This window comes from Haloferula sp. A504, assembly GCF_044385805.1.
GTDB lineage: Bacteria > Verrucomicrobiota > Verrucomicrobiia > Verrucomicrobiales > Akkermansiaceae > Haloferula.
Genome location: NZ_JBISBU010000056.1, coordinates 24,793 through 34,516, shown reverse-complemented (window position 1 = coordinate 34,516; position 9,724 = coordinate 24,793). Strand labels below are relative to the sequence as shown.

Below are 9,724 nucleotides of genomic sequence, written 5' to 3'. Positions count from 1 at the left end.
TCCTTGCACTTGCCGGCGAGGGCGGGATCTTCCTTGTCGCCGTCGCACTTCTCCTTGCACTTGCCGGCGAGGGCGGGATCTTCCTTGTCGCCGTCACACTTCTCCTTGCACTTTCCGGCGAGGATGACGGTTTCTTCTTTCTCCTTGTCGCCGTCGCACTTCTTGCAGTCGGCAAAGGCCAGCGGCGCGCAGCAGCAGGCCACGATGATGGATTGAATGATCAGTTTCATTTGGGTCGTCGGTTGTTTGTCGGTTGTTCGCGGGCTGTTTTCCCGCTTGTAGGAACACGCCACTCATAAGTTTGTTCCCGGAAATGTCCAAAAAAAACCTGCAACGAGGCCTCAATCGAGCAACTCGGGGTAGTATTTGCGGGCCATTCCGGTCGAAAGCTCCAGAATATCAAGGCTTAGCGGCGATTTGAGGGCCTCGTCGGCCAGGGCGGCGCACTCGGCGTGGCTGAGCGCCCGGATCGCCCGGCGGACCCTCGGCACCTGGTGCGGCCCGACGGAAAGCTCCTCGACCCCAAGCCCCAGCAGCAGCGGGGTGAAGCGGAGGTCCCCGGCCATTTCACCGCAGACCCCGGTCCACGCCCCGGCCGCCAGGCCGGCATCGATCGTCTGCTTGATCAGCCGGATGACGGCTGGATGGGACGGTCGATACAGGTCCGCCACCCGGTGGTTCACCCGGTCGCTGGCGACGGTGTACTGGATCAGGTCGTTGGTCCCGATCGAGAAGAAGTCGACTTCCGGGGCGATCAGATCGGCGATCACGGCGGCCGAGGGCACCTCGATCATCACGCCGATCTCGAGATCGCCGTCGAAGGGGACCTGCTCCTCCTCGAGTTCGTCCATGCATTCCCAGACGAGTTCCTTGGCCCGGCGCACTTCCCGGATGCCGGAAATGAGCGGAAACATCACGGCCACCTTGCCGTGGGCGCTGGCGCGCAGGATGGCCCGCAGTTGTTCCTTGAACATCGCCGGGCGGTCGAGCGAGACCCGGATCCCGCGCCAGCCGAGGAAGGGGTTGGGCTCGGGCTCGGAAAGGGGCTCCACCGGGAGCTTGTCGCCGCCGGCGTCGAGCGTGCGGATGATCAACGGATCGGGCGAGAGCGCCTTGGCAAGCCGGGTGTAAACCTCGGCCTGCTCCATTTCCCCCGGCATCTGCTCGCCCTTGAGGAGCAGGAACTCGGTGCGGTAAAGTCCCACCCCGCGGGCGCCGCTGTTCTTGACCAGCGAGATTTCCTCGGAGAGCTCGATGTTGGCGGAAAGCGTGATCCCGCGGCCATCGATCGTGACCGCCTCGTCCTCGCGCTGGGCTTCGAGTTCGTGGCGGACCTTTTCCTTCTCGGAGCGGATCGAAAGATAACGCTCGAGCGTTTCGGACCGCGGATTGAGGATCAGCTTGCCGGAATAGCCGTCGATGATCGCCGGGGTCAGCGCCCGCACATCGAGGACAACGTTCTTGAGGCCGACGATGGCCGGAATGCCCAGCGAGCGGGCCAGGATGGCCGTGTGGGAGTTCACGCTGCCAAGCTCGGTCGCGAAGCCGGCCATGTGGCGGCGGTCCATCGCCGCGGTGTCCGACGGGCTCAGGTCGTAGGCGACCAGGATGTGGCGCTCGTCGGGTCCGCCGACCCGGTGTTCCTCGGGAGAGAAGTTTCGCAGAAGGCGCTGGCAGACGTCCTCGATGTCCGCCGTGCGCTCGCGCAGGTAGGGGTCCGGCACCCGGCGCATCGCCTCGAGGTAGTTCTGGATCGTCGCGTAGAGCGCGTATTCGGCGTTCTGACGGCGCTTCTCGATGGCGGCCATGACCTGACCGACGAGGGCCTTGTCCTCCAGCATCATCTGGTGGGCCTCGAAGATCATCCCCTCGTCGGTGCCGGAGATGGCATTGATCCGCTCCTGCAGGGCGATCAGTTGCTCACGCGTGCGTTCAAGGGCGGCCTCGAAACGCCGCCGTTCCGCCTCGACGTCATCGATTTCGTAAACCTCCGGCGCGGCGAAGCCGCGGGCGATCACATGCAATGGAGCGATACCAATCCCCCCGGACACCGGCGTGCCCTGCAACACCGTCTCCTCCGGGGTGACTCCACTGACTCGCTCCATCTACGGCCCCCATGCTGGCCGTCGCGGAAGCGGCTTCAAAGCAAAATCCGGCCCGGCTCCCGGGCCCGCGATCGGGCTCAATCCTCCTCGAACTTGCGCTCGACGAGTTCGGCCAGCGCCGCCAGCGCCTGATCGGCGTCGTCGCCCTCGGCCGCGACGGTGATCACGGATCCGTGGCCGGCCGCGAGCATCATCAGGCCCATGATGCTTTTCCCGTCGACCTCCTCGCCATCCTTCTCAACGCGGATCTCCGCGCTGAACCGGCTGGCCATCTTCACAAACTGCGCCGCAGGCCGGGCATGGATGCCGAGCTTGTTCTGGATGGTGAATTCGCGTTGAGCCATTGAAAAAGGGTGGAGGAAAGGGGCGTCGGCCCGCGCGGAGTCTAGGGAGCGCCCCGTCGGCCGTCCAAGGCATTTTTGCGCATGCAACTCAGCCCTGCGAGGCCATGTGTTCCATGAGGCGCTGGTTGAATTCATCGGCCATGTTGTAGCCAAGGCGGCGGAGCTGCTGGTCGAGGGCCGCGATCGCCACCATCCGGGCCGTGTCGCGCCCCGGCGCCACCGGGACCTCGACCATCGGCACCTTCTGGCCGAGAACCTCGAACTTCTTCGCTTCGAGTCCGAGGCGGTCGACTTCGTTCAAGTCGGCGTGCGGCGTCAGGTTCACCACCAGATCGAGGCGTTTTTCGGGGCGGATCGAGGTCAGGCCGAAGAGGTTGGCGACGTTGACGATGCCGATCCCCCGCACTTCGAGGTAGCCGCGTGAAAGGTCCGGAGCGCTGGCGGTCAGTTCATTGCCGGCCCAGCGGACGCGCACCAGGTCGTCGGCCACCAGCGCGGCGCCGCGCTCGAGCATGCCGATGGCGGTCTCGCTCTTGCCGCTGCCGCTCTTGCCCATGATCAGCACCCCGATGCCCTTCATGTCGACCATGCAGCCGTGCAGGGTGGTCGTCGGCGCGAATTCATTCTCGAGGGCCAGTGTCGCGGCATTGAGGAAATTCATGGTCACCAGCCGGGTGCTGAAGACCGGAATCGCGTGCTGCTCGGCGATCTTGAGGAGGTCCTCGCTGAGCACGCCGCCGCGCGAGATGACCAGCGCCGGGATGTCGCGCTCGCACATCCGGCCGAAGCGCTCGCTGCGCATCTGCGGGGTGAGCTTCTTGAGGTAGGACACCTCCGAGTTGCCGAGCACCTGGATGCGCTTCTTGGCGAAATACGAAAAGAAGCCGGCGAGGGCCAGGCCGGGACGGTTCGGTGCCGGTTCGCTGATCGTGCGCTCGAAACCCCTCCGGTCACTGAGCAGGGTCATCGAGAGCGCCTCGTGATGCTTCTCGAAAAAGGCTCCGACCGTCAGGGAGGTTCTGCGATTTACCCGCTGGGCCATGGGCTGGAGTGTAAAACGAGGCGGGCCGGTGGCGAGGAAATCGTGCCACCAGCCCGCTGGTTGGGTTTTTCGAGGATTTTTCGCAGCCACCCGGAATCTCGGTGAACGAAACCGGGTGGATTGGGTTTCCGTAGTTGCAACGCATTCAAGAGCTTGCGGCAAGAAGAAACCTTCCCGTCACCCAAGATCGTGATTTGACAGCCGCGTGCGCCGCATGGATGGACAGCGCCGATGAATTCCCCGCTGCTTTCCCATCCGGTCGGACGCGTCCGCCTGGTCGGCTGGATCGAAGGCGTTTCCTACCTGCTGCTGCTCGGCATCGCGATGCCCCTGAAGTATTTCGCGGGCATCCCCGAGGCGGTCAAGGTCGTCGGCTGGGCCCACGGCGTGCTCTTCATCGGGCTGGCGCTGCTCGTCGCCATCGCCTGGCTCGGGAAGCGGCTTTCGTTCAAGGACTCGGCGCTGGTCATGATCGCCGCGCTGCTGCCCTTCGGGCCGTTCTTCATCGACAAGCGGCTGGCCGCCCGCGAGGCGCGCGATTGACACCCGGGCCATCCCGTGGAAGCTGCGGCCTCTCATGAAACGCCGAAGCCTCCGATATTTCCTCGTCGCCGGACTCATTGCCGCGACCCCGCTCGCCGAGCTTTCGGCCCAGGATTCCGCCCCAGCCACCGATAAAATGCTCGAAGCCCCAGATGATGTTGCCGCCGTTCCCGCCGATGCCGAGAAGTCCGAGAGCGGACTGGCCTGGAAAGTCCTGAAGCAGGGCGAAGGCGACGCCAAACCCTCCGCCAGCGACACCGTCGAGGTGCACTACACCGGCTGGAAGACCGACGGCACGATGTTCGACAGCTCGGTAAAGCGCGGGCAGCCGGCGAAGTTTCCGCTCAACGGCGTGATCAAGGGCTGGACCGAGGGTGTGCAGCTCATGAGCGTCGGCGAAAAGCGCCGCTTCTGGATCCCCGCCGACCTCGCCTACGGCGAGAATCCCGGTGGCGGACGCCCGGGCGGATTGCTGGTCTTCGACATCGAACTGCTCGCCATCGAGCAGGCTCCGGAGATCCCGGAAGACGTCAGCAAGTCCGAAGGCGGCATTTCCTACAAAATCACTCAGGAGGGAAAGGGCGGTGATTCGCCGACCGCGGAGGATGTGATCACCTTCCACTTCACCGCCAGCACCATGACCGGCGAGGAACTACAGAGCACCCGCTCGCAGCCCGAGCCCCCCAGTGTGCCGGCCGCCCAACTCACCCCGCCGATGCGCGAGATGCTCACCTCGATGACCGTCGGCGAAAAACGCCGTGCCTGGCTGCCGGGCCCGGGCATGCCGGGTGGCCACGCCATGGTCGACTTCGAGCTGATCTCATTCAAGGCCGCCCCCGAGCCCCCCGCCGTGCCCGAGGATGTGGCCGCCGCCCCGGAGGATGCCGAGAAGACCGACAGCGGCCTCGCCTCGAAGATCCTCGCCGCCGGCAAGGGTGGCGACAAGCCCGCCGCAACAGACACCGTCAAGGTCCACTACACCGGCTGGACCACCGACGGGAAGATGTTCGACAGCTCGATCACCCGCGGGCAGCCGGCCCAGTTCCCCCTCACCGGCGTGATCAAGGGCTGGACCGAGGGGCTGCAGCTCATGACCGTCGGCGAGAAGCGCCGCTTCTGGATCCCGGCCGACCTGGCCTACGGCGAGAACCCCGGCGGCGGACGCCCCGGCGGCCTGCTGGTCTTCGACGTCGAACTGCTCGAGATCGTGCGCTGACCGCGCCCGTCCCCCGTCCCGCCGATCATGAATCCCCGGGTCTCCATCGTCATCGCGCTGGTGGTCCCGTGGATCTTCGGATCCTGCGCCTTCACCTTCCCCGCCTCCTCCTCGGCGGAGGTCAAGCGGGTGGAAGTCGCGAGGATTCAGGAGAAGGCGGAAGCTGCCGAGGTCCGGGAGATTCCGACCGTGCCGGTGATCGTCTTCGCCGACAACCTGCACACCGGCTTGATCCTCCAGCTCGACTGGCTCAAGGAGCATGGCTACGTGCCGCCCCCGGGAATCGGCTCCAAGCCGTGGGTCGCCTTCAGCTGGGGTGACGAGACCGCCTACGTCCAACACGAGTGGCTGAGCATGGGACAGATGGCCCACGCCCTGTTCTGGCCCTCGCGCTCGGTGATGGAGATCATCCCCTTCGACTACAACGTCCCGAGCATCTGCCAGAAACAACGTCTCTACCTCGGCCACGCGCACGAGTCCGATGGCGCCCGGCTGGCCGCCTTCCTCAACGCCTGCGCGGTCCGCGGCCCGGACGGGGTTCCGGAAACGATCGGCGAGTCGAGTTGGGGCGGGGGCCGGATGATCCGCTCGCCCCACAACTACTACTTTCCCCGTATTTGCAACGTCTGGACCGTCGAGGCGCTCAAGGCCGCCGGATTCTCGATGCTCACCCCCACCGGCCTCTCCGCCGACGGCGTGATCCGCCAGGTGACCCGTCGAGGAAACGGCTTCCAGCAGATCTGGGATCCGGAATGGCGGATGGAGGAAGGATAATCCCTCCAGAAACCCCTGCCCTGCATTTCTCACACCACTGCCAAGTTGGAGAGTGACGAATGCAGAAACACCCAAACACCCAAGGAAATCCGAATGACAAAACCCGAAAGGGATCGATTCACCGGCGACACGCCGTTGCGGGCACCTTCGGACTTGGAAGTTCGTCATTCCTTCGGATTTGGGTGTTTGGGTGTCTCGTCATTCACCCGGAGGTCGAACTTGTAAGAAATTCGGGCTACCCCCACCCCTTCGCCAGTTCCACGGCGCGGTTCCAGTTGCGCCAGCGGACCGCCTGCCCTTCGCCCGCCGGTTCGAAGCGCTTGTCGGCACCCGCCGCAACCTCCTCCGCACTCTTCCAGAAGCCCACGCCAAGCCCCGCGAGAAGGGCCGCCCCCATGGCGGTGGTCTCGACATTCTCGGGGCGCACCACCGGCACGCCCAGCAGATCCGCCTGAATCTGCATCAGGAGGTCGCTCCTCGTCGCGCCGCCGTCCACGCGCAAGGCGGTCATCGCCCGCCCACTGTCCTTCTCCATGCAGCGCACCAACTCCGCGCTCTGGAAGGCGATGCTTTCCAGCGCCGCGCGGCAGAAATGCGAGCGGTTGGTGCCACGCGTCATGCCGATGGCGAGGCCGCGGGCCTTGGGATCCCAGTGCGGCGCTCCCAGCCCGGCGAATGCCGGCACGATGACCAGCCCGCCGCTGTCCTCCACCTCCGCCGCCCGCTCGTCGACCTCGGCCGAACTCGCGACGATGCCCATCTCATCACGCAGCCACCGCACCACCGCCCCGGCCACGAAGATGGATCCCTCCAGCGCGTAGCTCACCTTGCCGTCGATCCGCCAGGCGACGGTCGTCAGGAGGTTGTTTTTGGAGGGCACGGGTTCCGCTCCGGTCTGCATCAACAGGAAACAGCCCGTGCCGTAGGTGTTCTTCGCCATCCCCGGCTCGCAACAACCCTGGCCGAACAAGGCCGCGTGCTGATCCCCGGCAATGCCCGCGATCGGGATGCCCGATTGCGTCTCGCCGACCACCCCCGACGAGTCGACCACCTCCGGCAGCACCTCGACCGGAATGTCGAGCAACCGCAGCAACTCCCGGTCCCAGCACTGCCCGTGAATGTCGAACATCAGCGTCCGCGAGGCGTTGCTGGCATCCGTGACGTGACGGCGGCCGCCGGTCAGGTGCCACACCAGCCAGGCATCGATCGTGCCGAAGGCCAGCTCGCCGGCCGCCGCCCGTTCGCGGGCACCGGGCACGTGGTCGAGCAGCCACTTGAGCTTCGTCCCCGAGAAGTACGGGTCGAGCCGTAGTCCGGTCCGTTCCGTGAAAAGCGCCGCGTGCGGTTCCAGCGACGCGCAGATCCAGTCGGTCCGGCGGTCCTGCCAGACGATCGCCGGGTGCACCGCCTCGCCGGTCGAGCGATCCCACAGCACCGTGGTCTCCCGCTGGTTGGTGATGCCGATCGCGCGGGCGCCGCCGGTTTGCGCCAGCACCTCCTCCATCACGGCGAACTGCGACTCGAGGATCTCACGCGGGTCGTGCTCGACCCAACCCGCCTGCGGGTAGTGCTGGGCGAACTCACGCTGCGCGCTCGCGACCACCTTCCCTTCCCGGTCCACCGCCAGGGCCCGGGAACTCGTCGTCCCCTGGTCGAGCGCGATCACCACGTCTTTCATGGAGGGAGCTTCGCACAACGCGATCGATCACCGCAATGCCTCAGGTGCTCTGGAGTGCGAAGGCAAGTCCTTGCACTCCAAAAAATCATCCTTCCACCGCGTTCTGCTGGCGGGCGATGTCGTTGAGGGTCAGCCAACCGAGCAGCTTGCGCGCATCCGCCGCGCTGACCACCGGCACCTGCTGGAAATCCCGCGCGATCATGCGGTTCGCCGCGTCGCGGATCGAGGTCTCACCGGTCACGGAGAGGATCTCCTGGTCTTCGAGCAACTCCGCGACCTCCCGCTCGCCCGGATGATCCCTCAGCTCGTGGCGGGTGATCACCCCGGCGAGCCGGCCGTCCGCATCCAGCACCGGATAGGCATGGAAGCGTTTGCTCTCCTTGCTGATCCGCCGCAGCGCGCTGGCCAGCGATTCCTCCGCGCGCAGCGTGAAGACGTCGTGGCTCATGATCGTCTGCACCGGCAGCTTGCGGTAGTCCTGCGCGCCGCGGTAGGCGGGCAGGCGGCGGAGCGTGATGCCGTCCTGCAGCAGCAGCGCGTTGTAGATGCTCACCGGTTGCAGCTTCTTGGCGATCTGCCAGGCGAGCATGTTGCCGGCCATCAGCGGCAGGATCAGCGAGTAGTTCCCGGTCATCTCGAAGATGATGATGAGCGAGGTGAAGGGACAACGCACCACCGCCGCGAACATCGCCCCCATGCCGAGCAGCACGCATCCGCCGATCACCTTGTCATCGGTGGGGAAGGCCGGAATCCAGTCCCCGAGATGGTGGATGTTCGCCAGCCCGGCGCCGACCAGGCCGCCCAGCATGCCACCGAGGAAAAGCGTCGGCGAGAACAGGCCGCCCGATCCCCCGCTCGCGTAGTTGACGACGACCGCGAGGAACTTCAGCCCCAGCAGCACGGCCAGGATCTGCACCGTGAGTTGGTTTTCGAAGGCCGCCTCGAGACTGTCGTAGCCGATGCTGAAGACCGAACTGCGGGCATCGCCGAGTTGCGTGGTGAGGAACCACGCGCCGAGCCCCAGCACGCCGCAGGCGAGTCCGCCCGAAGCCGGCGCGAGCCAGCCCGGAAGCCAGCGGCGGTCCCGGAACCATCCGCGCAGTCCGAGCGTGCCGCGGACGAAGGCATGGCCGATGAGTCCGGCCGCCACGCCGAGCGGCAGTGCGACCAGCATCCAGGCCGAGGTCTTGTAGTTCTCGGCCATGTGGGCGGTGATCACCGGATCCTCGCCGAGCAGCGAGCGCGACACGGCGGCCGCGACGACCACCGCCACCACCATGCCGCCGAGCGCCTTCATCGAGAAGTTGTCGAGCAGTTCCTCGAAGACGAAGGTCAGCGCCGAGAGCGGCGCATTGAAGGCCGCCGCAATGCCCGCCGCCATGCCGACCGGCGCCATGGCCTGCACGCGGGCCGGATCGCGAAAGGCCCAGCGGCCGATGCGCGAGGTGATCGCGGTGCTGATGTGCACCGTGGGGCCTTCCCGGCCGAGGCTGTTGCCGAGGCCGACGTAGAGTGCTCCGAGCACGAAGCGCCAGATGCCGCTGCGCAGTGAAATTTTTCCTCCCTTGTTGTAGAAGGCCGCCTTGGTCTGGGGAATGCCGCTTCCCGCCGCCTCGGGCGCGAAAAAGTGCACGCCAAGCCCGACGAGCAGCCCGGCAAGCGTCGGCGCGGCAAGGAGGATCGCGGCGAACTGCAACGGATCGCGGCCTTCCGCCTCGTGCCACAGCCAGTGGAAGAGGTGGTGGATGGCCAGGTGGAAGGCGACCGCGGTGAGGCCACAGAGCAACCCCGCGAAGACACACAAAACCGCGAACCGCTGCGTGTCACTCCACCGGCTGCGCATCCAGTCCGGCAGAGTTCTCGGTTTTGACTCCCTCATTCGCGAACCGCCGCGGTATCACGGGGAGTGGCGCTTTCCAAGCGCCATGCCGGGGCGCTGCGGCTTTCAGCCGCTGGGGGCGGCAGGCAACCGGGAAGACTCCCGAATGCCCCACTCCCAGTCGGCCACCGAAGCAAATCCAG

At 66.0% G+C, this 9,724-nt stretch carries 8 protein-coding genes and 1 pseudogene; 3 read left to right on the top strand and 6 right to left on the bottom strand.

The annotated features are described in order from the left end of the window. From ACG2LG_RS19465 to hprK, 4 genes and pseudogenes are all read right to left on the bottom strand, one after another. Nucleotides 1-230, bottom strand: a pseudogene (locus tag ACG2LG_RS19465) (hypothetical protein); the annotation flags it as partial. Nucleotides 231-341: 111 nt separating this feature from the next. Further along, nucleotides 342-2,105: a phosphoenolpyruvate--protein phosphotransferase gene (gene ptsP, locus ACG2LG_RS19460; protein WP_396261843.1), complete on the bottom strand. Its 1,764-nt coding sequence runs from the start codon at nucleotides 2,103-2,105 to the stop codon at nucleotides 342-344. A 77-nt stretch (nucleotides 2,106-2,182) separates the two neighbouring features. Beyond that, nucleotides 2,183-2,449: an HPr family phosphocarrier protein gene (locus tag ACG2LG_RS19455; protein WP_396261841.1), complete on the bottom strand. Its 267-nt coding sequence runs from the start codon at nucleotides 2,447-2,449 to the stop codon at nucleotides 2,183-2,185. Between the two features lie 88 nt (nucleotides 2,450-2,537). Next, the gene (hprK, locus tag ACG2LG_RS19450; protein ID WP_396261839.1) at nucleotides 2,538-3,491 is read right to left on the bottom strand and encodes an HPr(Ser) kinase/phosphatase; all 954 of its coding nucleotides are present in this window, start codon (nucleotides 3,489-3,491) and stop codon (nucleotides 2,538-2,540) included. 231 nt (nucleotides 3,492-3,722) lie between these two features. Between hprK and ACG2LG_RS19445 the strand changes: the two genes are divergently transcribed. From ACG2LG_RS19445 to ACG2LG_RS19435, 3 genes are read left to right on the top strand one after another with little or no spacing between them, the layout of a single operon-like run. Then, on the top strand, nucleotides 3,723-4,034 hold the full coding sequence (locus ACG2LG_RS19445; protein ID WP_396261837.1) for a DUF3817 domain-containing protein: 312 nt from the start codon (nucleotides 3,723-3,725) through the stop codon (nucleotides 4,032-4,034). Nucleotides 4,035-4,068: 34 nt separating this feature from the next. Further along, nucleotides 4,069-5,250 (top strand): FKBP-type peptidyl-prolyl cis-trans isomerase, encoded by a 1,182-nt coding sequence (locus tag ACG2LG_RS19440; RefSeq protein WP_396261835.1) that lies wholly within the window; start codon nucleotides 4,069-4,071, stop codon nucleotides 5,248-5,250. A gap of 27 nt (nucleotides 5,251-5,277) precedes the next feature. After that, nucleotides 5,278-6,024 (top strand): DUF2459 domain-containing protein, encoded by a 747-nt coding sequence (locus ACG2LG_RS19435; protein ID WP_396261833.1) that lies wholly within the window; start codon nucleotides 5,278-5,280, stop codon nucleotides 6,022-6,024. Between the two features lie 235 nt (nucleotides 6,025-6,259). Here ACG2LG_RS19435 and glpK read toward each other — a convergent pair whose 3' ends face one another. Both glpK and ACG2LG_RS19425 read right to left on the bottom strand, forming a co-directional pair. Continuing rightward, the gene (gene glpK, locus ACG2LG_RS19430; RefSeq protein WP_396261832.1) at nucleotides 6,260-7,702 is read right to left on the bottom strand and encodes a glycerol kinase GlpK; all 1,443 of its coding nucleotides are present in this window, start codon (nucleotides 7,700-7,702) and stop codon (nucleotides 6,260-6,262) included. Between the two features lie 85 nt (nucleotides 7,703-7,787). Further along, complete coding sequence (locus ACG2LG_RS19425) at nucleotides 7,788-9,545, bottom strand: chloride channel protein (protein WP_396261830.1); 1,758 nt, start codon at nucleotides 9,543-9,545, stop codon at nucleotides 7,788-7,790. Between the last annotated feature and the right edge of the window lie 179 nt (nucleotides 9,546-9,724).

Bases quoted from the DNA above. Each gene is read 5' to 3' on its own strand.
- ptsP (WP_396261843.1), bottom strand. From the start codon at position 2,105: ATGGAGCGAGTCAGTGGAGTCACCCCGGAGGAGACGGTGTTGCAGGGC.
- ACG2LG_RS19455 (WP_396261841.1), bottom strand. From the start codon at position 2,449: ATGGCTCAACGCGAATTCACCATCCAGAACAAGCTCGGCATCCATGCC.
- hprK (WP_396261839.1), bottom strand. From the start codon at position 3,491: ATGGCCCAGCGGGTAAATCGCAGAACCTCCCTGACGGTCGGAGCCTTT.
- ACG2LG_RS19445 (WP_396261837.1), top strand. From the start codon at position 3,723: ATGAATTCCCCGCTGCTTTCCCATCCGGTCGGACGCGTCCGCCTGGTC.
- ACG2LG_RS19440 (WP_396261835.1), top strand. From the start codon at position 4,069: ATGAAACGCCGAAGCCTCCGATATTTCCTCGTCGCCGGACTCATTGCC.
- ACG2LG_RS19435 (WP_396261833.1), top strand. From the start codon at position 5,278: ATGAATCCCCGGGTCTCCATCGTCATCGCGCTGGTGGTCCCGTGGATC.
- glpK (WP_396261832.1), bottom strand. From the start codon at position 7,702: ATGAAAGACGTGGTGATCGCGCTCGACCAGGGGACGACGAGTTCCCGG.
- ACG2LG_RS19425 (WP_396261830.1), bottom strand. From the start codon at position 9,545: ATGCGCAGCCGGTGGAGTGACACGCAGCGGTTCGCGGTTTTGTGTGTC.